Origin of the sequence: Propioniciclava soli, from assembly GCF_038502305.1 — a bacterium.
Taxonomy (GTDB): domain Bacteria; phylum Actinomycetota; class Actinomycetes; order Propionibacteriales; family Propionibacteriaceae; genus Propioniciclava; species Propioniciclava soli.
This window is the reverse complement of record NZ_CP115965.1, coordinates 1-22,621: the sequence shown is the minus strand read 5'-3', so window position 1 is coordinate 22,621 and position 22,621 is coordinate 1. Positions and strand designations below refer to the sequence as shown.

The 22,621-nt window shown below is 72.5% G+C and carries 23 protein-coding genes; 11 read left to right on the top strand and 12 right to left on the bottom strand.

Annotated features, from left to right (window positions below):
- Positions 1-25 precede the first annotated feature (25 nt).
- Genes PCC79_RS00115 through PCC79_RS00105 form a run of 3 tightly spaced genes read left to right on the top strand, consistent with a single transcriptional unit; the run spans position 26 to position 2,126 of the window.
- Complete coding sequence (locus tag PCC79_RS00115) at positions 26-991, top strand: D-alanine--D-alanine ligase (protein WP_342372638.1); 966 nt, start codon at positions 26-28, stop codon at positions 989-991.
- Positions 988-1,740, top strand: coding sequence for an SURF1 family protein (locus tag PCC79_RS00110; RefSeq protein ID WP_232549248.1), 753 nt, complete (start codon positions 988-990; stop codon positions 1,738-1,740). Before PCC79_RS00115 ends, PCC79_RS00110 begins: the two co-directional genes overlap by 4 nt.
- Before the next feature lie 2 nt (positions 1,741-1,742).
- Complete coding sequence (locus tag PCC79_RS00105; protein WP_232549365.1) at positions 1,743-2,126, top strand: DUF3817 domain-containing protein; 384 nt, start codon at positions 1,743-1,745, stop codon at positions 2,124-2,126.
- A 73-nt stretch (positions 2,127-2,199) separates the two neighbouring features.
- Here PCC79_RS00105 and PCC79_RS00100 read toward each other — a convergent pair whose 3' ends face one another.
- Together PCC79_RS00100 and PCC79_RS00095 are read right to left on the bottom strand one after the other, a co-directional pair.
- Entirely contained in the window at positions 2,200-3,219 is a 1,020-nt protein-coding gene (locus tag PCC79_RS00100) for a ParB/RepB/Spo0J family partition protein (protein ID WP_342372637.1), read from the bottom strand.
- A 68-nt stretch (positions 3,220-3,287) separates the two neighbouring features.
- Entirely contained in the window at positions 3,288-4,196 is a 909-nt protein-coding gene (locus PCC79_RS00095) for a ParA family protein (RefSeq protein ID WP_342372636.1), read from the bottom strand.
- Positions 4,197-4,527: 331 nt separating this feature from the next.
- On the opposite strand from PCC79_RS00095, the gene cbiB reads away from it, so the two are divergent.
- Both cbiB and PCC79_RS00085 read left to right on the top strand, forming a co-directional pair.
- A complete protein-coding gene (cbiB, locus tag PCC79_RS00090; RefSeq protein WP_342372635.1) occupies positions 4,528-5,559 on the top strand; it encodes an adenosylcobinamide-phosphate synthase CbiB in 1,032 nt (343 codons plus the stop codon).
- The gene (locus PCC79_RS00085; RefSeq protein WP_342372634.1) at positions 5,556-6,806 is read left to right on the top strand and encodes an NAD(P)-dependent oxidoreductase; all 1,251 of its coding nucleotides are present in this window, start codon (positions 5,556-5,558) and stop codon (positions 6,804-6,806) included. The genes cbiB and PCC79_RS00085 overlap by 4 nt, the downstream gene beginning before the upstream one ends.
- A gap of 18 nt (positions 6,807-6,824) precedes the next feature.
- Here PCC79_RS00085 and PCC79_RS00080 read toward each other — a convergent pair whose 3' ends face one another.
- The gene (locus PCC79_RS00080) at positions 6,825-7,427 is read right to left on the bottom strand and encodes a DUF1707 domain-containing protein (protein WP_342372633.1); all 603 of its coding nucleotides are present in this window, start codon (positions 7,425-7,427) and stop codon (positions 6,825-6,827) included.
- Positions 7,428-7,708: 281 nt separating this feature from the next.
- On the opposite strand from PCC79_RS00080, the gene PCC79_RS00075 reads away from it, so the two are divergent.
- Positions 7,709-9,154, top strand: a complete 1,446-nt coding sequence (locus PCC79_RS00075; protein WP_342372632.1) for a cobyric acid synthase — start codon at positions 7,709-7,711, stop codon at positions 9,152-9,154.
- Positions 9,151-10,263 (top strand): Rv2231c family pyridoxal phosphate-dependent protein CobC, encoded by a 1,113-nt coding sequence (gene cobC / locus PCC79_RS00070; protein WP_342372631.1) that lies wholly within the window; start codon positions 9,151-9,153, stop codon positions 10,261-10,263. Before PCC79_RS00075 ends, cobC begins: the two co-directional genes overlap by 4 nt.
- Here the strand turns inward: cobC and PCC79_RS00065 are convergent.
- The gene (locus tag PCC79_RS00065) at positions 10,219-10,800 is read right to left on the bottom strand and encodes a histidine phosphatase family protein (protein WP_342372630.1); all 582 of its coding nucleotides are present in this window, start codon (positions 10,798-10,800) and stop codon (positions 10,219-10,221) included. The genes cobC and PCC79_RS00065 overlap by 45 nt on opposite strands.
- A 36-nt stretch (positions 10,801-10,836) precedes the next feature.
- Between PCC79_RS00065 and cobT the strand changes: the two genes are divergently transcribed.
- The 3 genes from cobT to cobS are packed head-to-tail and all read left to right on the top strand — an operon-like array spanning position 10,837 to position 13,254.
- A complete protein-coding gene (gene cobT, locus PCC79_RS00060) occupies positions 10,837-11,907 on the top strand; it encodes a nicotinate-nucleotide--dimethylbenzimidazole phosphoribosyltransferase (RefSeq protein WP_232549240.1) in 1,071 nt (356 codons plus the stop codon).
- 1 nt (position 11,908) lies between these two features.
- Entirely contained in the window at positions 11,909-12,463 is a 555-nt protein-coding gene (gene cobU / locus PCC79_RS00055) for a bifunctional adenosylcobinamide kinase/adenosylcobinamide-phosphate guanylyltransferase (RefSeq protein WP_342372629.1), read from the top strand.
- On the top strand, positions 12,460-13,254 hold the full coding sequence (cobS, locus tag PCC79_RS00050; RefSeq protein WP_342372628.1) for an adenosylcobinamide-GDP ribazoletransferase: 795 nt from the start codon (positions 12,460-12,462) through the stop codon (positions 13,252-13,254). Before cobU ends, cobS begins: the two co-directional genes overlap by 4 nt.
- Positions 13,255-13,295: 41 nt before the next feature.
- On the opposite strand, the gene PCC79_RS00045 is transcribed toward cobS, so the two are convergent.
- The 8 genes from PCC79_RS00045 to rpmH all read right to left on the bottom strand — a co-directional run bounded on the left by PCC79_RS00045 (position 13,296) and on the right by rpmH (position 20,850).
- Positions 13,296-15,770, bottom strand: coding sequence for a TIM-barrel domain-containing protein (locus PCC79_RS00045; RefSeq protein ID WP_342372627.1), 2,475 nt, complete (start codon positions 15,768-15,770; stop codon positions 13,296-13,298).
- A gap of 183 nt (positions 15,771-15,953) precedes the next feature.
- On the bottom strand, positions 15,954-17,621 hold the full coding sequence (murJ, locus tag PCC79_RS00040) for a murein biosynthesis integral membrane protein MurJ (RefSeq protein WP_342372626.1): 1,668 nt from the start codon (positions 17,619-17,621) through the stop codon (positions 15,954-15,956).
- A gap of 50 nt (positions 17,622-17,671) precedes the next feature.
- Positions 17,672-18,286 carry a 16S rRNA (guanine(527)-N(7))-methyltransferase RsmG gene (rsmG, locus tag PCC79_RS00035; protein WP_342372625.1) on the bottom strand — a complete coding sequence of 205 codons (615 nt, stop codon included), beginning with the start codon at positions 18,284-18,286 and terminating at the stop codon, positions 17,672-17,674.
- Between the two features lie 3 nt (positions 18,287-18,289).
- Positions 18,290-18,928 carry a protein jag gene (locus PCC79_RS00030; protein ID WP_342373645.1) on the bottom strand — a complete coding sequence of 213 codons (639 nt, stop codon included), beginning with the start codon at positions 18,926-18,928 and terminating at the stop codon, positions 18,290-18,292.
- Between the two features lie 97 nt (positions 18,929-19,025).
- Positions 19,026-20,123 (bottom strand): membrane protein insertase YidC, encoded by a 1,098-nt coding sequence (yidC, locus tag PCC79_RS00025; protein WP_342372624.1) that lies wholly within the window; start codon positions 20,121-20,123, stop codon positions 19,026-19,028.
- A complete protein-coding gene (yidD, locus tag PCC79_RS00020) occupies positions 20,116-20,352 on the bottom strand; it encodes a membrane protein insertion efficiency factor YidD (RefSeq protein WP_232549234.1) in 237 nt (78 codons plus the stop codon). The genes yidC and yidD overlap by 8 nt, the downstream gene beginning before the upstream one ends.
- On the bottom strand, positions 20,349-20,699 hold the full coding sequence (rnpA, locus tag PCC79_RS00015; RefSeq protein WP_232549233.1) for a ribonuclease P protein component: 351 nt from the start codon (positions 20,697-20,699) through the stop codon (positions 20,349-20,351). Before rnpA ends, yidD begins: the two co-directional genes overlap by 4 nt.
- Before the next feature lie 13 nt (positions 20,700-20,712).
- Positions 20,713-20,850 carry a 50S ribosomal protein L34 gene (gene rpmH, locus PCC79_RS00010; protein ID WP_232549232.1) on the bottom strand — a complete coding sequence of 46 codons (138 nt, stop codon included), beginning with the start codon at positions 20,848-20,850 and terminating at the stop codon, positions 20,713-20,715.
- Between the two features lie 319 nt (positions 20,851-21,169).
- On the opposite strand from rpmH, the gene dnaA reads away from it, so the two are divergent.
- Complete coding sequence (dnaA, locus tag PCC79_RS00005) at positions 21,170-22,621, top strand: chromosomal replication initiator protein DnaA (RefSeq protein ID WP_232549231.1); 1,452 nt, start codon at positions 21,170-21,172, stop codon at positions 22,619-22,621.

The window sequence follows — 22,621 nt, the reverse complement described above, 5'->3', positions numbered from 1 at the left end:
CTCACCACCAGCCAAGGAGCACACCGTGGCCGATCCCACTGGAACCGTCGTCGTCCTCGCCGGAGGGCTCTCCCACGAACGCGAGGTGTCGCTGCGCTCAGGTCGGCGGGTTGCCACGGCGCTCCGCGAGACGGGCCACACCGTCCTCGAGGCGGACGTGAACGGTCAGTTGCTGTCGGTGTTGGCGGACGCGGATGACCCGCTGGTCTTTCCGGTGCTGCACGGCGGGGCCGGGGAGGACGGGGCCCTGCGCGAGGTGCTCGACGTGCTGGGCGTGTCCTACATCGGCTCCACCGGCCGGGCCTCGCACATCGCGTTCGACAAGGCGGTCGCGACGCCGCTGGTGGCCGCCGCCGGTTTCGCCACGCCGCGGCAGGCCGCGCTCCCCCAGGACATGTTCCGCGAGCTCGGGGCCCACGCCCTGGTCGAGGCGCTGGCGTCCGGCATCGGGTTCCCGATGATGGTCAAGCCCGCGCAGAGCGGATCCTCGCTGGGCTGCACCCGGGTCGAGAGCGCGGACGCCCTGCCCGCCGCCATCGTGACGGCGTTCGGCTACGGCGAGGTCGCCATCGTCGAGGAGTTCATCGAGGGCCGCGAGGTGGCCGTCTCCGTCGTGGATCTGGGCGACGGACCCACCGCCCTGCCGGCGGTCGAGATCGAGCCCGTCAGCGGGCCCTATGACTACGCGGCCCGCTACACCGCCGGGCAGACCCGGTTCAGCGCCCCGGCCGACCTGCCCGCGGCCGTCGCGGACGCCTGCGCCGACCTGGCCGTGCAGGCGCACCGGATCCTCGGGCTGCGGGACGTCTCCCGCACCGACCTCATCATCCGCGACGACACCCCGTACTTCCTCGAGGTGAACGTTGCCCCCGGCATGACCGACACCAGCCTGCTCCCCCTCGCCATCGAGGCGAGCGGGGTGTCGTTCGAGGAGATCTGCTCCTCGCTCGTGGCCGCCGCGCGGGGCCGGGATGAGAGCGCCTCGGCATGAGCACCCGCCTGAAGCAGATCTTGCTCGTGACCGCCGGTGCGGTGGTGGCGTTCGTCATGGTGCTGCTCGGGCTGTGGCAGATGCAGGTCTTCGTGGATTCCGGCAACCGCGGCATCGCCGACCGGGCCGCCCAGCCACCGGTGCAGCTCGCGGACAACATGACCGATGGTGAGGTCACCGGTGACGTGTACGGCAAGCAGGTGATCGCGTCCGGTACGTATCTGCCGGGCCAGGAGCTGCTGCTGCCCACCGACGGGCAGTTTCGCGTCCTGACCGCCCTGGAACTGCCCGACGGCCGCGTCCTGCCGGTGGTGCGGGGCCTCGTGGCGGACGGCGGGGCGGTGCCGGAGCCGCCCACCGGGCCCCAGACCGAGACCGGCCTGCTCCTCCCCGGTGAGGGGGACGTCGACGGCACCCCGCCCGGCACGATCGCCTCCGTGCGCATGCCGGCGCTCGCCCAGGTGTGGCCCCAGCAACTCGCCGCCGGCTTCATCACGCTGACGGCCGACGAATCGGCCGACCAGGGTTTGGCCGTGGCTCCGGTCGCCCTGCCCGAGGGTGAGGGCGCCGCGCGGAACAGTGGCTACGCTCTCCAGTGGTGGGTGTTCGCCGCCTTCGCGCTCGGCATGAGCGTGCGCATCGCGCACGGCATGGGGCGCCGCGATCGACTGGACGCCGAGGCGGCCGCCCGCACCGAGCTGAGGGACGTGACCCCACCGAACGACCAGGAGAGGACGCCCACCCCGTGAGCATGTCGTTGGACACCCACCCGCTGCAGCCCCAGGATGTGCCGGGCGTCACCGGCGCCCTCATGCGGTACCGCGTGATGGCCTGGGTGGTCGGTGTGCTGCTCGCGGTGCTCGTGCTGGTCGGGATGCCCCTGAAGTACCTGGCGGGCAACGACCTGGTCGTGACCCTGACCGGTATGCCCCACGGTTGGCTCTACATGCTCTTGTTGATCACGGCCTACGATCTCGGGCACCGCGTGAAGTGGCCCTGGCTACGGCTTTTGATCATCGCGGCGGCCGGGACCGTGCCGTTCCTCTCGTTCTGGGCCGAGCACAACGCCACCCGCGATGTCCGGCAGCGCCTCGCCGCCGTCGAGAGCCCCGTCGAGACGACTCCCCCCGCCTGAGCGGTCGTCCCGGGTGACCTTCGCCCCGGGGCCACTATCCCGGGGTTCCCGGTTCAGTACATTTATCGACTTGTTAGTTTGTGGGCACGCCCTGCCTGAGCACGGTGAGGATGCGCTCCAGGTCGTCCTCCCCCGCGAACTCGATGGTGATCTTGCCCTTGTTCTTGCCGATCTGCACGGCCACCCGCGTGTCGAGACTGTCGGTGAGGGTGGACGCCAGGGTCTCGGCCCGCGGGGACGGGGCCCGCACGGCCCGCGGGCGCCGGCCGACGCGTTCCCGCTCCCCCAGCGCCACCAGCTCCTCCACCGCTCGGACGCTGAGCCCCTCGGCCACGATCCGCTGCGCGAGCCGCTCCTGCGCCATCGGATCCTCCAGGCTCAGCAGGGCCCGCGCGTGCCCGGCGGAGAGCACCCCGGCTGCGACGCGACGCTGCACGGGCGCCGGGAGACGCAGGAGGCGGATGGTGTTGGAGATCTGGGGCCGGGACCGCTTGATCCGCGCCGCCAGCTCCTCCTGCGTGCACCCGAAGTCGTCCAACATCTGCTGGTAGGCGGCAGCCTCCTCCAGCGGATTGAGCTGCGCCCGGTGCAGGTTCTCCAGCAGGGCGTCACGGAGAAGATCGTGCTCGTCGGTGTCCCGAATGATGGCTGGGATCGTGGCGAGGCCGGCCAGCTTGCTGGCGCGCAGGCGACGCTCCCCCATCACCAGCTCGTAGTCACCTCCCGCACGACGGACGACGATGGGTTGAAGCAGACCCACCTCGGCGATGGACGCGCTCAGCTCGGCCAGATCGTCCTCGTCGAACACCTGGCGTGGCTGCTTCGGGTTGGGCGTCACCCGCTCGATCTCGATCTCGGCGAACGCTGCCCCGCTGGGTGCCGGAACGAGGTCGAGGGCCTCAGCCTCGTTACCCCTGTTCGTCCCCGTCGTCGCGCGGCCCTGGCCAGCCGCCGCTGTGCCATCCGAGTGTCCGGTCGAGGCGGCGTCCGTGATTCGGCCCGGGCTTGCCTGGGAGGGCTCCGACGGAGCGCTCGTGGGCCGGATCAGGTCGCCCAGGCCCCGTCCCAGGCCACTACGCGGCTTGTTTGCCATGGTGCTCTCTCCTCTTCTGGGCGCAGGTGCGCCTCGCTGGGTGGACGGCGCAGGGCGTGCCAGCGCTGTCAGTGGACACCGACGCCTCGCTCAGCGATCTCGACGGCAGCCTTGTGATAGGCCTGCGCCCCAACGGACGCGAGTTGATAGGTCAGCACGGTCTGGCCGTAACTGGGGGCCTCGGCAACACGGACGGACCGAGGAATGACGGTATCAAGCACCTCACGTGCGAAATGCGTGCGTACCTCGTCGGCGACTTGGGACGACAAGTTCGTCCGCCCGTCGAACATCGTCAGCACCACGGTGGTGAGGGTGAGTTCGTCGTTCAAGCGGCCCTTGACGAGGTTGATGGTGCGCAGCAGTTGCGTGACACCTTCCAGCGCGTAGTACTCGCACTGAATCGGGATCATGATCTCCTTGGCTGCCACGAGCGCATTGAGGGTAAGGAGGCCCAGTGAGGGTGGGCAGTCGATGATGACGTAATCGACGTAGAAATCGCGAAAGAACACGTCGAGCGCGCTGCGGAGCCGCGTTTCACGTGAAACCGTGGCAACCAGGCCGACTTCAGCTCCGGCGAGATCGATGGTGGCGGGCAGCACCCACAGCCCGGGGATGTCGGCGCACCGCTGGAGAGCATCCACCAACGGATGCCCGTCCACCAACACCTCGTAGGCACCGGTGGTGCCTTCCTCGTGGTCCACGCCCAGCGCCGTTGAGGCGTTGCCTTGGGGGTCCATGTCGACGACCAAGACGCGTAGGCCCCCCATGGCCAATCCTGCGGCGATGTTGACCGCGGTCGTGGTCTTGCCGACCCCGCCCTTCTGATTGGCCACCACCATGACACGGGGCGCGTCGGGCTGGGGGAGTGTCGGGGTTTCACGTGGAACGTCAATAGCCAGGTCATCGGGGGCGTCGGGCACGTTGGCCCCGAACTCCGGCTCGTCGTAGGCGGCGCGACGCGCTGCACCTTCTGTCATGTGTGGATTCCCCCTCAGCAACGGCGTCCATCGGCCCGGAACGCCGAGCCGCGTGACCGTCCTCGACCGCGATACTGCGTGAACACTACCCATCTCGCGGACCTTGGTCAGCTGTCCTCGCCGTGAGACCCGCAACTGAACGACAACAGTGGCACATTCCCACTCTCGGGCAGCACCACTGGCGCTGCGTGTCGACAAACCCCTTTGTCATATCGGTTTATCGATATATAGCCTACCTGCCGGGTGTCCCCATCGACGCCCTGTTAAGGTGAGCAGACCGCACCACCAAGGCCAGCTGCGGCCTCGCGGCGGGAATCGGGGGAGGAGTGGCATGGACGCCGAGCGACGCGGTGTTCACCGTTCCAGGCGCCGCTCGCTCCTGACGGCGCGCGGTCTGGGACTGCTGCTCGGCCTTGCTGTCGATGCCGCCTGGGGCGATCCCGAACGCCACCATCCCGTCGCCTGGTTCGGCGCCTGGTCAAGCACGGTCGAACGCTGGCTGTACAGCGACTCCAGCGCGCGTGGCGTGGCGCACACCGCTCTCAGCCTGGCCCCGGTCGCGGTGCTCGGACTTCTCGTGGACACCGGGACGCGTCGTCACCCCCTCCTGGCCATGGCAGCCACCGCTCTGACCACGTGGGTGTGCGTCGGAGCCCGTAGCCTCTCCCGGGAAGGGCGGTTGCTGGCCGCAGCGTTGGCGTCCGATGACATGATGGCAGCCCGGCAACGCCTGCCGCACCTGTGCGGCCGGGACCCGGCAGGGCTCGACGGGGGAGAGCTGGGCCGCGCGACGGTGGAGTCCCTGGCCGAGAACACCGCCGATGCGGCTGTCGCCTCGCTGTTCTGGGGAAGCGTGGGCGGCGTGACCGGCCTCCTGGTGCACCGCGGTGCCAACACCCTCGACGCCATGGTGGGCCACCGCACTCCCCGGTATCGGCACTTCGGCACGGCGGCCGCACGCCTCGACGATGTGCTGGACTGGGTTCCCGCCCGGGTCACGGCCGCGTTGGCCTGTGGCTGGGCGCCGGCGGTGGGTGGTTCCACGTGGAACACTGCGCGGACGGTGCTGCGCGATGCCCATGACCACCCTAGCCCCAATGGCGGGTGGTGCGAGGCCGCGTGGGCCGGTGCGCTCGGAGTTCAGCTGGGCGGGGCCAACGTCTACGGCGAGCGAGTGGAGGTACGCGGCCTGCTGGGTTCGGCCAGCCACCCCCGCCCGGACGCCGTCGCCGTCGGCCGCGCGGCCTTCTTGGTGACGGCCGTCACGTGGTCGGCCGGATTGGTGAGCGCCGTGTGCCTGGGCTGGCTCGCCCGAGCCCGCGCGCAGCGTCCCGTTCGCCGAGGGCGGGGGGCCGACCGGTGAAGCCCGCCCTCGTCCTGGCCGTTCCGGGCGCCTGCGATGGCCCCGAGCACGCGGCGGAGGTCGAACCGCTGCAGGGCGTCCTCGCCCAGACGCTCCCCGACGTCAGGGTCATGGTCGGATTCATCAATGGCTCTGTTTCGTCCCTCGCCGACGCAGTCCGGGAAGCGCTGGGGAGCGCGAAGAGCATGGTGGTCGTCCCCCTCCTGACCGAGGGTGACCGCCACGGCCTCGACGCGATCATCGCCCGGGTGGAACCGGCCCGCCCGGTGCGCGGCAGGGCACGCCGGGGCGTCGCCGATGACCTGGTCGGCGAGGTCGCCTACACCACGTCACCGGCGGGGGACCCCCGGCTGTCGGACGACCTGGGCAGCCGCCTGCGGTCCGTCACCGGGGCCGACCCGTCCCGCGTCGCCTCGGTGGTGCTCGGGCCGGGGGTCGGCACACCCGAGGGGCGGGCGGCGCAGGCGCGGGCGGCGCGCCTCGTCGTGGAGCAGGGCCTGTGGGGGTTGGGGCTGACCGCCTTCCTCGGGGGGACGGCACGCCCCGACCTGATTGACGCCCTGACCAGCGCCGTTGCTCTCGGATTTCGTGAGATCGTGGTGGGTGTCCTCGGCCTGGGCACCGGCGGGCTCTACGCCGAGACGCGTGCCGCCCTGGACTCCTGGCGGGCCGCGCACACCGACGTCGACGTTCGTCTGGCCCCACCCCTGACTCCCACCGCGCTGGCCGCCATCGTGGCCGATCGGTACCGCAGCGCAGCACGCTTCGGAGGGGCGCCGGGTGCCCCGGTCCACCTCGTGGGCCTGGCCCTGGCCGGCCGCCGCGTCGTGGTGGTGGGCGGCGGCGCCGTCGCCTCCCGCCGCGTCCCGCGCCTGCTCGCCGATGACGCCGCCGTGGTGGTGGTCGCGCCACGGGTGACCCCGGAGCTGGCCCAGTTGGCCGCCGCCGGGGCCCTCACCTGGCGGCAGAAGGAATTCACCATGGAGGATCTTCAGGGGGCGCGCTACGTCCAGGCGCTGACTGACGAGCCCCAGGTCAACGCCCGGGTGGCCGCCTGGGCGGAGGCACAGGGCATCTTCTGCGTGCGCGGGGACGACGCCTCCGGCGGCACGGCCTGGACGCCGGCGTCCGGCACCGCCGGAGGCCTGACCATCGGTGTGGTGGGGCATCGCAACCCCCGACGATCGGCCGCCGCGCGCGATGTGGCCGTGGCCGCCGTGGAGTCCTGGGACCTCACCGAGCGCTGACCCGCGTCGGCCCCACGGTCAGGGCCGTTCGAGCCGAACCGTGTGCCCGCCCATGATCTGGCGCCCGCGCAGCACCAACGTGCCCTGCGAGCCGTCGCCCTGGGCCTTGCGGCGCACCGTGTTGCCGCCGAGCACGCCCTGGGTCTCCTCCACCACGCGGACGCCGGCGGGGACGAACAGGGTGTGCCCGCCCAAGAAGGTGGGCACCTCGAGGATCAGCGTGACCCCGGGGCCCAACGCCGCGCCGAGGTGAATGGAGTCGCCGCCCAGCACCGCGAGGTTGCGCACCGTCTCTCCGGGGGCAACGTCGATGCGGCGTCCGGTCATGACGGTGTAGGTCCAGGACTGGCCGGCCGGGCTGACGTCCACCGAGCCTCCGACCCGGGACGCGGCCAGGGCGTGGGAGCCGTGGTCGCTGGCCCAGGCGGAGCCCTCCGGCAGGTCGTCCACGAGCGGCGGCAGTTCGTCGACGTACACGGCGTGCAGCGCTGATTCCTGCCGGGAGCGCAGGTCGGCGAGCCCGAGGCGTCCGGCCACGTGGGCCTCGTTCAGCACCTGCAGGATGGCGTCGCGATCGGCATCACCGGCGCGGAACCGGCGCCTGTGGTGCTGCTGGGCCATGCGCCCAAGCCTACCGAGCCGCCCGGCGTCCGACCCACCCGATCGGCCGAGGCCCGCCGACGCCCCCGCGCTCCGGCGGCGTGTGCCAGACTGACGCACGAACCACCGTTGCCCACGTGAGGAAGCCGGGGAGAGCCGGCACGGTCGCGCCACTGTGGACATCCTGCGGATCGCCGCAGGGTGGCAGTCAGGAACTCACGGGCGTCGGTCCCGACGATTCGAGACGCGCCATCTCGACAGTGAGGATCCATGTCTGTGCACCCGACCGCGCCCCGTCCGCGATGAGCGGCCTACTCATCGCCGGCACCTCCTCGGACGCCGGCAAGTCGCTCGTGGTCACGGGGTTGTGCCGCGCGTTCGTGCGTCGGGGGATCGACGTGGCTCCGTTCAAGGCGCAGAACATGTCGAACAACGCCGCCGTGTGCGCGGACGGCGCCGAGATCGGCCGCGCCCAGTACCTCCAGGCGCAAGCGGCGCGGGTGGAGCCCTCGGCCAGCCACAACCCGGTGCTGCTCAAGCCCGGGTCGGACCGGCGGGCGTTCGTCGTGCTCGACGGACGCCCCGCCGGCACGCTCGAGGCGGGGGAGTACGCCACCGGACGCGCCCACCTCGCGGAGGCCGCCTTCGCCGCGTACGAGCGGTTGGCCGCCGCACACGACCTGGTGGTGGTGGAGGGCGCGGGATCGCCCGCCGAGATCAATCTGCGGGCCCGCGACTATGTGAACCTCGGCCTGGCACGCCGGTTCGACCTCCCGGTCGTGCTGGTGGGCGACATCGACCGCGGCGGCGTCTTGGCCTCGCTGTACGGCACGTGGGCGCTCGTAGACGACGACGACCGGGCGCTGCTCGCGGCTTATGTCATCAACAAGTTCCGCGGCGACCCGTCGGTGCTCGCCCCGGGGTTGGACGAGATCAGCCGTCGCACCGGTCTGCCGTGCCTCGGCGTCCTGCCCTGGCTGGACGACGTGTGGCTCGACTCCGAGGACGCCCTGACCGTGGGTCCTTGGCGACCGAGCGCTGACGGGGCCGATCTCGTGGTGGCCGTCGTCCGGTTCCCGCGGATCAGCAACGCCACCGATGTGGACGCGCTCGCCCACACTCCCGGCGTGCGAGTGGTCGTGACGGCGGATCCCGCCGTCTGCGCGGCCGCCGACCTGCTCGTGCTGCCCGGCACGCGCGCCACGGTGGCCGACCTGGCGTGGCTGCGCGCCCGGGGGATCGACGCGGTGGTGGGGGAGCGGCACGCGGCCCGACGTCCGACCCTCGGGGTGTGCGGCGGGTACGAGATGCTCGCCGCCACGATCGACGACGGGCTCGAGTCCGGCGTGGGTGAGGTGCCGGGCCTGGGGATCCTGCCCGTGGCGGTGACCTTCGGCGCGAAGGTGACGGCACGGACGTCGTGGCCGTGGCGCGGGCGTGACGTCGCCGGTTATGAAATTCACCACGGGCACTGCGCTCTGATCGGCGAGGTGGACGAGCCCTTTCTCGACGGGGTGCGCGTCGGCGCCACCTTCGGCACCCTGGTGCACGGGGCGCTGGAGGACGACGCGTTCCGCGTGGCGTTCCTGGCGGAGGTCGCGGCGCTGAGTGGGTCGGCCTGGACGCCCGATGCCGACGCCCCCGGTCATGCGGCCCTGCGCGAGGCCATGATCGAGCGCCTGGCAGACGCGGTGGCGACCCACGTGGACCTCGACGCGCTGCTCGCGCTGGCGGGGAGGGCGTCGTGAGCACAGCGCCCTCGTTCGATCTCGACCACCACGGCGACGCCGATGCCTCGCCCGGGTTGGTGGATCTGGCCGTGAACCTCCGCCCCGGCCCGCCGCCCTGGCTGGCGGCGGCGCTGGGGACGCCCCCCGACTGGGTGGCCTACCCCGACCCCACCGCGGCCAAGGCAGCCCTGGCCGCCCGGCACGGCGTCCCGGCCGCGTGCGTGCTGCCCACCCCGGGCGCGGCGGCCGCGTTCACGCTGGTGGCCCGCGGTGTGCGCGCGCGCAGACCGACCGTCGTGCACCCCCAGTTCACCGAACCCGAGGCCGCCCTGCTGCGCGCCGGGGCCCAGGTGCGCCGCGTCCTGCTGCCGCCGCCGTTCACGCTGGACGCGGCCCTCGTGCCGGCCGATGCCGACCTGGTGGTGCTGGGCAACCCGACCAACCCGACGGGCGTGCTGCACCCGGCCGAACGGGTCCGCGCGCTGCGCCGCCCCGGGCGCGTGCTGGTCGTCGACGAGGCGTTCATGGACTTCGCCCACGAGTCCGCCTCCCTGCTGGGCCCGCGCGAGGTGGGTGGCGGGACGCCGGACCTCACCGGCCTGCTGGTGGTGCGCTCGGTCACGAAGATGTGGGGCCTGGCCGGTGTGCGGGCCGGCTACGTCGTGGGCGACCCCGATCTCATCGCGCTCCTCGCCGCGCAGCAGGTGCCGTGGGAGGTGTCGACTCCGGGGCTGCGCGCCCTGAGCGCGTCCGCCACGCCGCGGGCCAGGGCCGAGGCGTCCGCCATCGCCACCCGGACGGACGCCGACCGCGCCGCCCTGCTGTCCGCCCTGGCCGGGGCGGGATTCCCGGTGCCCCACGCGATGACACCCGGGGCCCCGTTCGTGCTGCTGGACGCCACCGCCGCCGGGCCGCGCGTGCGGGAGCGGCTCGCCGATCGGGGGTTCGCGGTGCGGCGTGGGGAGACGTTCCCGGGGCTCGGCCCGGAGTGGATCCGCGTCGCGGTGCGCGACGCCGCCACCTCGCAGCAGTTCGCCCGGGTGCTCGGGGCCCTCCGTCGGGAGGCGGTCGAGGCGTCGTCCTCAGGTTTCGGGCACGTCCACCACCAGGACTCCGCCCGTGGGTAGCGCATCGTGCCAGGTCACGTCACGCCAGCTCACCTCGGCACCGGACCGTCCCCCCAGCACCGCGCGCAGCACCTGCAAGGTCGCGCCGTGGGAGACGACGACCACCGCCGCGGACGGTGGCGTCCGGCCCACGAACCGGGCGACGCGCTCCCAGACGTCCGCGATCGACTCCCCGCCGCCCCACCGCACCGCGTGCACGTGGCTGTCGGGAGGCGTCGGCAGGGCGGTGAGCTCGCGCGTGAGGCGTCCGGTCAGGGTGCCGGCGTCCTGCTCGCGGAGGTCCGGGTCGGCCGCCACCGGCGCGCCGACCGCGTCCGCCACCACCGCGGCCGTCGCGGCGGCCCGCTCGAGGTCGGAGGTGAGGACGCGCACGACCGCTCCGTCCACCTCGGGGCCCAGCACCGCCGCGACCGCGGCGCCGGCGTCCGCCGCCTGCTGCCGGCCCAGCTCGGTCAGGCCGACGCCGGGCGCTTGGCCCTGCACCCGACCCTCGACGTTCCACGTCGACTGCCCGTGCCGCACCAGGATCCACCTCACCCCCTCACCGTAACGACACCCACCGGAGAGAAGCCCATGACCCATCCCGACAGCCCGCTCGGCCGCACGCTGGCCGCCATCACCGGCGCGGACGCCGACGCGCGCGCCGCAGCCGAGGCCCACCAGCTGGCCATGCTGAAACCGCCGGGTTCGCTCGGCGAGCTCGAGACGCTGGGGTGCAGGCTGGCCGCCATCGCCGGCACGTGCCCGCCGCCGGTGCCCGCCCCCGCGCTGGTGACGGTCTTCGCCGGCGACCACGGCGTCCAGACCCACGGCCCCTCACCCTGGCCGCAGGAGGTCACCGCGCAGATGGCGGCCGGGGTCGCGGGCGGGGGAGCCGCTGTCTCGGTCCTGGCCCGGCACGCGGGGGCGGACGTGGCGGTGTACGACGTCGGCATGGTCACGGCCCTGCCCGAGGACGCCGGCGTCCACGACCGGCGCATCGCGGCGGGCACCGCCGACATGACGGTCGGGCCCGCCCTGACGCCCGCGCAGTGCACGGCCGCGATCGAGGTGGGGCTCACCGTCGCCGCCGACGCCGTGGCCCGCGGCCACCGCTGCCTGGTGCCCGGCGAGGTCGGCATCGGCAACACGACGGCGGCCGCGGCGTTGGTGTCGGTGTTCACGGGCTTGCCGCCCGCGGAGAGCACCGGCGCCGGCGCCGGCGCAGCCGGGGAGCGGCTGGCGCGCAAGAAGGCGCTCGTGGCGCGGGCGATCGACGTCAACGGCGCCACTGCCGCCGATCCGCTCGCGGCGCTGGCGGCCGTGGGTGGGTTGGAGCACGCGGCCATCGTCGGGGTGCTGCTGGGGGCGGCGGCGGCGCGGGTGCCGGTGGTGCTCGACGGCGTGAACGTCTTGTCGGCCGCGCTGGTGGCCGCGGCGCTGGCGCCGGCGGCGTCCGACTTCTGGATCGCCGGTCACGAGGGGGCCGAGCCGGGGTGCGCCGCCGCGCTCGCCGCGTTGGGGTTGCGGCCGGTGCTGCGTTTGGGGTTGCGGCTCGGGGAGGGCTCCGGGGCGGTGACGGCGCTGCCGGTGGTGGCGGCGTCGGCGACGCTCATGGCCGAGATGGCGACGTTCGCGTCCGCCGGCATCGCGCCTGGGGCCTGACGTGCGGCGGCTGGTGATCGGCGGGGCGCGGTCGGGCAAATCCCGGTTCGCCGAACAGCTCGTGGCGGACGCCGCGTCCGTCGACTACGTCGCGACCTCCGAGCCGCGCGTCGATGACCCGGAGTGGGCCGAGCGCATCGCGGCGCACGTCGCGCGGCGGCCGGCCTCGTGGCGCACGGTGGAGACCGTCGACCTGGCGGCCGTGCTGGGGGAGGGCCCGGGGGGCGGGTCGGCCGAGCCCGGCGCCGTCATCCTGATCGACTGCCTGACCGTGTGGCTCACCCGCGTGATGGACGCGTGCGGCTGCTGGGAGGCCGACGCCGCCGAGGGACTGCGCTGCCTGGGTGACCGGGTCGATGAGCTGGTGGCCGCGCTGGAGCGCACGGGGCGCGACGTGGTGCTCGTGACGAACGAGGTGGGCCAGGGCGTGGTGCCGGCCACGGCGTCCGGCCGCCTGTTCCGCGACCAGATGGGCATCGTCAACGCCCGCGTGGCGGCCGTGACCGACGAGGTGTGGTGGCTGGTGGCCGGCCTGCCGACGAGGTTGAAGCCGTGAGCCGCGGGCTCTTCGCGGCGGTGGCGGAGGGAGTGCACGCCGGCGTCAGCTTCTTCACGTGGCTCCCGGTGCCGCCCGTGACCGTCGGCCCCCACACGCCGCGGCGGGCCATCGCGGCGCTGCCGTGGGTCGGGCTGCTGCTGGGCGCGCTGGCGGGTGCCGCGGCCTGGGTGGTGCTCGCCGCCGGGGCGGGCACGCTGCTCGCCGCCGCCGTGGGGGTCGCCGCGCTGGCCGGCCTCACCGGCGCCCTCCACCTCGACGGCGTCGCCGACACGGCGGACGCCCTCGGCTCGCGCAAGCCGGCCACCGACGCGCTCGTCATCATGCGGCAGTCCGACATCGGGCCGATGGGTGTGGCGACACTCGTGTTCGTGTTGCTGCTGGACGTCGCGGCGCTGGCGTCACCGCGGTTGGACGCCGCGGGCGTGGTCGCGGCCCTCGTGGCCGCGCCGCTGGTGGGCCGGGTGTCGGCGCTGCTGGGCACGACGCGGTGGTTCGCCCCGGCCCGCGACGGCGGGTTCGGGCAGCTGTTCGCGCAGGTGACGGCGCCGGTCACATTCCTGGTGACGGCCGCGGCGGCGCTGGCCGTCGCCGGGGGCGCGGGTTGGCTGGCGGGGGGCGTCCGGGGACTGGTGGTGCTCGGCGTGGGCAGTCTGCTGGCCTGGCTGGTGGCGGCCGGCTGGATCCGTCACCTGCTCCGGCGGCTCGGCGGCCTGACCGGGGACACCTTCGGCTCCCTGATCGAGATTACCCAGGCCCTCGTGCTGCTCGCCGTCGCCCTCGCCTGGTGAGGGGACGCCACCACCGGCCCATCGCTGGGGCTGCGCCGGCCTCACCAGACCGCGCCGCCCGAGGCGATCTCGACCAGCGCACCGCGGAGGTCGTCGGGCAGGTCGATGGTCGCCAGCTCCTCGGCCAGGGCGAGGCCGGCGTGGTGCTTCACCGCCTGCCAGGCCTGTTCCTTGGCGACGAACGCGATCTCCGCGGCGGCGAGCAGCGCGTGGGCGTCCGCGGTGGTGTCGCGCGCGATCGGGCGCGCGCCACGCAGGGTGAGCTCGAAGCCGGCGTCGAGGTCCACGTGGCCCAGCTCGCACCGCAGCGCCGGTGCCAACAATTCATCACCATGCGGGCTTCCCTGCGCTGCGCGGGTCAGCTCGACCACACTGCCGCCCACCCGGAGCTCGGCCGCCGCCACCGACGCGACACCGGCCACGTCGACCACGACGGAGCGGGGCGCACCGTACGCGGGTCCGGTGGGCGGATCGGCGGTGAGCACGAGCTCGGCCTCGTCGTCGGCGTCCACCACGAGGCGCTGGGTGAAGACGGTCTGGCGGCGATCGGCCAGGGTGGGGACGCCGGGCACGTCGTCCTCAGCAAGGGTGGAGCGCCCGTCGCCGGGAATCACGCGCAGCTCGAGGGCGTCGGGATTGGCGGCGATGTCGGCCAGCGCGTCCGCCTGCAGGGGGAGGACGGCACCGGCCCGGGCGAACACCGGGTACTGGCCGAGGGGGCGGTGGAGGACGAGGCGGCGTCCGCCGTCGTAGCGCAGCCCGGTGAACAGGTCGACCCACGCGCCGGGCGGCAGCCACGCGGCGACGGACGCGACGTGCGTGCGCGCGTCGCCGGGGGCAGTGATCGGGGCCAGCAGCAGATGCTCGCCGATGAGGGCCTGGTTGGGCACGAGGTAGGCGTCGCGGACCATCGGGTGCTCGTGGTACACCGGCCGGACGAGGGCGGTGTGGTCGGTGTGGGCGGCCCAGGCGGCGGTGTACCAGAAGGGCACCATCTTGTGCCGCAGCCGCAGGAACGCGCCCATGACGGCGGCCGCCTGCGGGCCGTAGGACCACGGCTCCTTGGTGGCGAACGGGCTGTTCGCCGAATGGAGCCGGTTGATCGGCGAGAACGCGCCGAGCTGGAACCACCGGACGGCCATCTCGACGTCGCGGTCGCCGAACATGTGGCCGCCAATGTCGTGGCTCCACCACGGGTAGCCGATGTTGGCGGCCGTGGCGGTGAAGTAGGGCTGGAAGTCGAGGGACTCCCACGTGGTGATCGTGTCGCCGGAGAACCCCACGGGGTAACGGTGGCTGCCCGGCCCCGCGTAGCGGGAGAACGTGAGCGGACGCCGGCCCGCGCGCGCGGCGTCCGTGTAGTGAATGTGGTTGAGCATCCACAGCGGGTCCAAACCGGGGATGCGCGTGGTGCCGCCGGACTGCCAGTCGAGCCACCAGAAGTCGACGCCCTCGGCCTCCCGGGGGTGATGGAGGTGGGTGAGGTAGGCGTCCACGAAGGCGCGGTCGGTGACGTCGAATTCAACACGGACGCCATCGGCAGGGTCCATGCCGAGGGCGCGTGCCATCTCCGGGTACCGCTCCTCGTGGCGGCGGACGCCGTCGGCGGGGTGGACGTTGAGCGTGGCTGCGAGGCCGCGGCGGTGGAGCTCACCGAGGAAACGCTCGGGATGGGGGAAGAGGTCGGGGTTCCAGGTGTAGCCGGTCCACCCCGTTCCGATCTCGGGGTCGATGTCGACGAGGTGCCAGTCCATGTCGATGACCGCGACCGAGAAGGGCAGGCGGTGCTCGGCGAAGGTGTCCATGAGGGCGAGGTACTCGGTGTCGGAGTAGGCCCAGTAGCGCGACCACCAGTTGCCGAGCACGAAGCGGGGGACGAGCGGCGTCGGGCCGGTCAGGTGGTGGTAGTCGGCGAGGGCGGCGGCGTAGTCGCGGCCGTGGCCGAAGAGGTAGAGGTCGCGGGCGGGTTCGGACGCCCCCAGGCTCGGCCGGGGCGCCACCCAGCCGTCCGGGGTGAGGATCACCGAGGTGGAATCGTCGAGCGTGGCGAAACCGTAGGTGGCGAGGATGCCCGGCTCGAGCGGGCAGGCGCCGTCCACCTCGTCGAGCGTGCGGGCTGTGCCGAACAGGTTGCCGCGCAGGGGCAGGTGCTGGGGGTAGGAATCGCCGAAGCGCCACGTGGTGTAGTGCGGGTCGGTGCCGCCGCGGACGAGCGTCACCGAGAGCGACGACCCGGAGAACGGCCCCCCGGAGTAGCGCAGGCGCAGGTGGCTCGTGGTGATCTCCACGCCGTCGCCGTCGCCGACTTCGGTGACGGTGAACTCCGGCACCTCGAACTCCCGGTTGAGCACCAGCTGCGTGCGCTCGTCGACGAAACGGCCCTCGGCGTCCCACTCCAGGCGGATGAGCCGTTCGGAGAGCACCGTGAAGCGCCAGGTGTCTCCGCTGATCACCGCATCGGGGTGGGCGGGGGCGGGCTTTCCGTCGGACATCGCGAACACGGTGGATCCCTTCACGTCGCTGGTTGGGCACGGGCCGGATGGGGTGGGCGTCACGTGCCCCGGTCGGGCCTGCGCGAGACCACCGTAGTCGCTGGATCGGCTCCACGGTCGGGCCGGCGGGGGGTGCGAGGTTTCACTCGGGAAGGGGTCGGACATGGGTGAGGGGCCACGCCCGAGGTTCACACTCCGGAAACGTGCTCAAACTCCGTCTCCGGTACCGGAGTTTGAGCCCGGAGTGTGCGTGTCGGCGGTCCCGGCGACCCCGGCGGGGCGGAAGCGGCGGGGGAGGGTGGCGTCCAGCTCGGGGATGCGGATCAGCCGGGTGCCGAGGGCGAACGCCACCAGGAACGCGGCCGTGCCGGCGGTGAGGGCGAGCAGGGAGGTCGTCCACGCGAAGGGGAGAGCACCGGTCACCCAGGCCACCGCCCCCCAGGCCAGCAGCGCGGCGGGCACCGACACCACGACCAGCCGCAACAGCAGGACGCCCAGACGCCGCAGCGGCAGGCCGCCGACCTGGCGTTGCGCCACCGCCACGAACGCGAGCGCGGCGAGGCCGTTGCCGAGGGTCTGGCCGGCGCAGATCACCGCAACCGCCCAGGCCGGCGGCACGAGCAGGGCCGCTCCGCAGGACAGCAGCTGGACGCCGGTGACCACCAGTTGGAAGCGCACGTTCATCCGGCCGTCGCCGCGGGCCAGGGCGTACCGCTGCTGCAGCGCGACGACGCCGTAGGGGAACAGTCCCACCGCCATGAGCGAGAACGCCCACGCGAGGCTGGTCACGCCGGGCGGCTCGAGCGAGGGCGTCAGCACCTTGACACCGGGGGCGGCCAGCGCGACGGCGGCGGCGCTGATCGGCACCATGATGAGCGCGGGCACGGTGAGGGCCCGGGTCACGTCGGAGCGGAGGCCGGCCACGTCCCCGGCGTGGGCAGAGCGGGCCATGCGCGGGTAGAGGGCGGTGAGGATCGAGGTGGTGATGATGCCGTGCGGCACCATGAAGATCTGGAACGCCAGCGTGTACACCATGTAGCCGGCCACGACGACCCCGGCCTCGCGGGCCGCGGACGCGACCGCATTCGCCACCATGGTCACGACCACGCCGCCGGCCTGGCCGATGAGCAGCGCGCTGATCGTCCAGACCGCGACCCGGAACGCCCGCCGGAACCCGTAGCCGCGCCAGCCCCAGCGCGGGGTGAAGCGGAACCCCGTCCCCCGCAGTGCCGGGATCAGCGCCACCGCCTGCACCGCCACGCCCAGGGTCGCCGTGCCGGCGAGCAGCCAGATCATCGGCGACGTCCACCGCTCGGGGGGCTGGGCGCCGAGGTACTGGCTGAGGAAGATCCCCATCCCGGCGATCTGGACGACGTTCGCGAGCACCGGCGTCCACATCACCGCCGCGAAGCGATCGTGGGCGTTCAGCACCTGCCCGAGGATCGCCGAGACCCCGTAGAAGAAGATCTGCGGCAGGCAGAGGTAGGCGAAGAAGATGCCGAGGTCGCGGGCGGGGCCCTGCAGCTGGAACAGCGTGATGAGCGGCGCGGCGAGCAGCGTGGCCGCCACGGCAACGATCGTGACGAGGCCGAACGCGGCGGTGAGGAGCCGGTCGATGATGTCCTGGCCGCCGTCCTCGCGGGCCATGGCCCGAGTGATCTCGGGGATGAGGACGGCGCTCAGCACCCCGCCGGAGAGCAGGATGAAGATGGTGTTGGGGAGCGTGTTGGCGGTCTGGAAGGCGTCCGACGTGCCGCCCATCGACCCGACGCAGGCGACCAGCAAGGCGTTGCGCACGATCCCGAGCACCCGGGAGACCATCGACCCGGACGCCATCAGCGCGCTCGCGCGTCCCAGTCCACCTCCCGCTGCCACCCCGACAGCTTGTCATGCCCGGACGCCTTCGCGCCGCCCGGGGGGCGCCGTCAACGCGTGCAGACCACCAGGTGGGTGGGTTCGGCGCCCTCGACCACGACGACGGTCTCGACCTGCGCCGTGAGTCGGAAGCGCTTCAGCTCGCGCCCCGCGTCCGCGATCTCCTCGGACGCCGACGCGCCCTTCAGCGCCACCAGGCGCCCGCGGCGTCCGATCAGGGGGGCACACCAGCCGAGCAGCTTCGGCAACCGGGCCACGGCGCGGCAGGTGACGACGTCGTAGGTGTCCTGGTGCTCCTCGGCCCGGCCGCGGACGACGGCCACCCGGTCGTCCAGGCCGAGCTCGCCGACCACCTCGGACAGGAAGTTCGCTCGCCGCAGCAGGGTGACGCGCAGTTCGGGGCGGGCCAGCGCCAGGGGAATGCCCGGCAGGCCGGCACCGGAGCCCACATCCACCACGGAGGCCGACCCCGCCGACGCACCACCACCGGGGATCGCCGCGGCGACCGCCAGGCTGTTCACCACGTGGCGGTCCCAGATCCGGTCCATCTCGCGCGGGCCGATCAGGCCCCACTCGACGCCCCGTGTCGCCAGGATGTCGGCGTACCGGACGGCGAGGTCGGCACGGGTGCCGAACAGCTGTTCGGCGCCCGGATGCTGCTCCACGGGTCAGCCCTTCGGCAGAACCACCACGCGGCGGTGGGGCTCCTCGCCCTCGGACTCGCTGACCAGACCGGCCGCCGCGATCGCGTCGTGCACGATCTTGCGCTGGTACGGGTTCATCGGGGTGAGCCGCACCGACTCGCCGGTCGACTTCACCTCGGCGATGGCGTCGGCCGCCATGTCCTGCAGCGAGGCCCGCTGCTTGTCGCGGTGCCCCGCGATGTCGAGCATCAGCCGGCTGCGGTGCCCGGTCTCGGTCATGACGGCCAGCCGGGCGAGCTCCTGCAGCGCGTCCAGCACCTCACCCTTCTTGCCGACGAGCACGTCGGAGTCGGTCAGGATCGAGACGTGCGCCCGGCCGCCCTCGTTGTAGGTGTCGATGTCGCCGTCGAGGTCGGCGATGTCGAGCAGCTCCTCGAGGTAGTCCGCAGCGATCTCGCCCTCGTTGGTCAGCGACTCCTCGCGCTTGCTGCGCCGGGGCCGCTCCTCACCGGAATCACCCCCGGCATCGCCGTCATCGGGCTCGGTCTCGCCGTCACCGGGCTCGGCGTCGTTCTCGTCATCGTCATCGTCGTCCGACTCCTCGGCGGCGTCGTCCTCGGCGTCCACTGGGGCTTCGACGACCTCGTCGGACACCTCGGCCACCTCCGCCACCTCGGGCGCAGCCGGCTCGTCCGTGGTGGGGGCCACCTCGGGGGCGTCGATCGTCTCGTTCTCCTGCTGGTCTGCAGTCATGTCCTTCTCACTCCTTCGATCCGCCGGACGGGCGGGGGCGTGCCTGCTTGCGCGTGGCCCGGGTCTGTCGTGTGGGCTGCTGGCGGCGGACAACCTGCGGCTGGGTGGCGTCCACGGCGGTCGCGCCACCGCTCTCACCGGCGGGGGCGGACGTCTGCCGCGACGTGCCCTGCCGGGTCACCTTCGTGGGGTCGGACGCCGCCGGCGTGGGCCGGGCGCCGCGGCGCATCTTGGCCGTGCGCTGCCGGATGATCTCGTCGGGGTCCTTGCCCTTCGCCCGCATGCGATCCTGCCAGTCGACGAAGGCAGGGGTGTTGGGCGTCGGGTTGTTGCGAATGAGGATGAACTGCTGCCCGAGCGTCCACAGGTTGGAGGCGAGCCAGTAGATCATCACGCCGATGGGGAAGCTCACGCCGGTGAACAGGTAGATGGCCGGGAAGAGGTACAGCATCATCTTCTGCTGCTGGGCCAGCGGGCCCTCGAGGGCCTCCGGCGGCATGTTCTTGCGCATCAGCTGCAGCTGCGTCCAGAACAGCGTGCCGGTCATGGTGATGATGAGGAAGAGCGCGACCCACTGCGTCGGCCCGAAGCCGGCCGCCATGGGCAGGAACGTGCCGGAGATCTCGGCACCGAAGATCCGGGAGTGCTGCAGGGAGTCCACCAGCTGGGAGTTCTGCTCGAACCAGTAGCCGCGCGCGCTGCCGCGGGCGGCGTCGTTCAGCACCCAGAACAGGCCGATGAAGATCGGCATCTGCAGCAGCAGCGGCAGGCAGGACGCGGCGGGGTTGACGCCCTCCTCCTGGTAGAGCTTCATGACCTCCTGGCCATAGCGCTCCCGGTCCTGGCCGTACTTCTCCTGCAGGGCGCGGGCCTTGGGGGCGACGAGCTGCATCTTGCGCGAGCTGTTGATCTGGCGCACGAACAACGGGATCATCAGCGACCGGATCACGATCGTCAGCGAGACGATCGACAGCACCCAGGTCCAACCCGAGTTCGCGTCCAGCACCATGCTGTAGAGGTTGTGGAACCCGACGATGATGCCGGAGATCGCCCAGTAGATGGGCTGCATGAGCAGGTTGAAGAACCCGCCGATGGCTTCAAACACGTTGAACCTTTGCGTTCACGGTCGGCACGGGGTCGTAGCCGCCCAGGGACCAGGGATGGCAGCGCGCGAGGCGCTTCACGGTGAGCCACGTCCCACGGATCGAGCCGTGGGTGAGCACGGCGTCCAGCGCGTAGGCCGAGCACGTGGGGTGGAACTTGCAGACGTCGCCGTACAGCGGGCTGATCACGGCGCGGTACGCCCGCAGCACCAGCGCCAGGACGTGTCTCATGCCGCGGCCAGCTTGCGCATCGCCCCGGCCCACGCGGACGCGAAGTCCTCACGCAGGCGTCCGGACGCGGCGCTCGGCAGGGCGCGCACCACGACGTCCACCGACGAAGCCACGGGGCGGACGCCGCCGCCCAGCTCGGCGGCCACGAGGTGACGCAACTGCCGCTTGACGCGGTTGCGGGTCACGGCATTGCCGACCGCCTTGGACACGACAAAACCGGCCCGCGACGGCGGGCCGGGCTTGGCGAGGGCATGGACGACGAGCGTCTCCCGCGCCACCCTCACGCCCCGCCGTGCGACGACCCGGAAGTCGTCGGCCGTGCGGAGGCGCGCGGCGACAGGCAGCACCGGAGGGCCGCCGTCAGCCGGCGAGGCGCTCGCGACCCTTGCGGCGGCGAGCCGCCAGGATGGAGCGACCCGCGCGGGTCCGCATGCGGAGACGGAAGCCGTGGGTGCGGCTGCGGCGCCGGTTGCTCGGCTGGAAAGTGCGCTTGCTCACGTGAGCTCCCACCATTCGATTTCGTCGGACGAACTGTGCCCACGCGGACACAGGCGTCGCCGTGCGGGCGACTGTCCAACTCTACGCGGCACGGGCCAGCCCGGGCAAACCGAAGGGTGTCCACCGGTGCCGTCGAGCCGACACGCCGGTGGGAGGAACGAATGTGCGCCAGGCATTTGCGGGTGACCCCGGCACGGGCTAGCGTAGCGGCCCAACGGCCACCCTCGTCGCACCCCGCGGGCGCTGCGGCTCGCGGTCGTTGGACATTTCCACATGGTGTGGACAACATTGTGGACGCCCACCTGACGAGGGGAGACCGATGGCCGCGGACGCCACCTCGAACGCCCTGACAGCGGCGTGGGAGTCCGTGTTGGCCCAGGCCGACACCCCCACCCGGGCCCGCCTCGCCAACGCCCGCCCCCTGGCCCTCCACGAGTCGAGCTACCTGCTCGCCGTGCCCAACGAGACGGCCCGCGAGCGCATCGAGACCCGGAGTCGCGGCGCGATCGAGCAGCAGCTCTCCGCCCACCACGGTCGCCCGATCCACCTCGCTGTGAGCGTCGACCCCTCCCTGGAGCCCAACCTGGAGGACGACCCGACCGTCCTCGCCCCCGAGCTGCCGCTGCGGGAACCCACCAGCGGTGGTTCGCCGTCCGCCGGCGCGGTGAACGGGGGCCGGGGCCCGGCCGCGGCGTCCGGAGCCGGAGCGCCGCTGGTGAATGGCGCGAACGGGGATCGGCTGAACCCGAAGTACACCTTCGACAACTTCGTGATCGGCTCCTCGAACCGCTTCGCGCACGCGGCGGCCGTCGCAGTGGCGGAGACACCCGGCAAGTCGTACAACCCGCTGATGATCTACGGGGAGTCGGGGCTCGGGAAGACCCACCTGCTCCACGGCATCGGTCACTACGTGCGGCAGTACACCCCGCACCTGCGGGTGAAGTACGTCTCGACCGAGGAGCTGACGAACGACTTCATCAACGCCATCTCGGAGAACCGGACGGCGGAGTTCCGCCGCAACTACCGCGAGATCGACGTCCTGCTGATCGACGACATCCAGTTCCTGGAGAGCAAGATCCAAACACAGGAGGAGTTCTTCCACACCTTCAACACCCTCCACAACGCCCAGAAGCAGATCGTGCTGACGTCCGACCGGCCCCCGAAGGCCCTGGAGGCGCTGGAACCCCGGCTGCGCAGCCGGTTCGAATGGGGGCTGCTCACCGACATCCAGCCGCCCGACCTCGAGACGCGCATCGCGATCCTCCGCAAGAAGGCCATCGCCGAGCACCTGATGGCCTCCCCCGAGGTGCTGGAGTTCATCGCCGGCAAGATCGCCACCAACATCCGCGAGCTCGAGGGCGCGTTGATCCGCGTGACGGCGTTCGCGAGCCTCAACCACCAGGCGGTCGACCTGCACCTGGCCGAGGAGGTGCTGAAGGATCTCATCCCCGCCGGCGTCGAGACCCAGATCACCCCGCAGCTCATCATGAGCGAGACGGCCAGCTACTACAACGTCACGGTGGAGGAGCTGTGCGGCCCCGCCCGCACGCACGTGCTGGTCACGGCACGCCAGATCGCGATGTACCTGTGCCGGGAGCTCACCGACTCGAGCCTGCCCGCCATCGGACGCCTCTTCGGCGGCCGCGACCACACCACGGTGATGCACGCCAACAAGAAGATCCGCCAGCTCATGGCCGAGCGGCGAACCATCTACAACCAGGTCACCGAGATCACCAACCGCATCAAGCAGGCCGCGACCTACCGTCGCTGA

Coding starts and splice junctions, on each gene's coding strand:
- PCC79_RS00110 (WP_232549248.1), top strand. CDS start 988: ATGAGCACCCGCCTGAAGCAGATCTTGCTCGTGACCGCCGGTGCGGTG.
- PCC79_RS00105 (WP_232549365.1), top strand. CDS start 1,743: ATGTCGTTGGACACCCACCCGCTGCAGCCCCAGGATGTGCCGGGCGTC.
- PCC79_RS00100 (WP_342372637.1), bottom strand. CDS start 3,219: ATGGCAAACAAGCCGCGTAGTGGCCTGGGACGGGGCCTGGGCGACCTG.
- PCC79_RS00095 (WP_342372636.1), bottom strand. CDS start 4,196: ATGACAGAAGGTGCAGCGCGTCGCGCCGCCTACGACGAGCCGGAGTTC.
- cbiB (WP_342372635.1), top strand. CDS start 4,528: ATGGACGCCGAGCGACGCGGTGTTCACCGTTCCAGGCGCCGCTCGCTC.
- PCC79_RS00080 (WP_342372633.1), bottom strand. CDS start 7,427: ATGGCCCAGCAGCACCACAGGCGCCGGTTCCGCGCCGGTGATGCCGAT.
- PCC79_RS00075 (WP_342372632.1), top strand. CDS start 7,709: ATGAGCGGCCTACTCATCGCCGGCACCTCCTCGGACGCCGGCAAGTCG.
- cobT (WP_232549240.1), top strand. CDS start 10,837: ATGACCCATCCCGACAGCCCGCTCGGCCGCACGCTGGCCGCCATCACC.
- yidD (WP_232549234.1), bottom strand. CDS start 20,352: ATGAGACACGTCCTGGCGCTGGTGCTGCGGGCGTACCGCGCCGTGATC.
- dnaA (WP_232549231.1), top strand. CDS start 21,170: ATGGCCGCGGACGCCACCTCGAACGCCCTGACAGCGGCGTGGGAGTCC.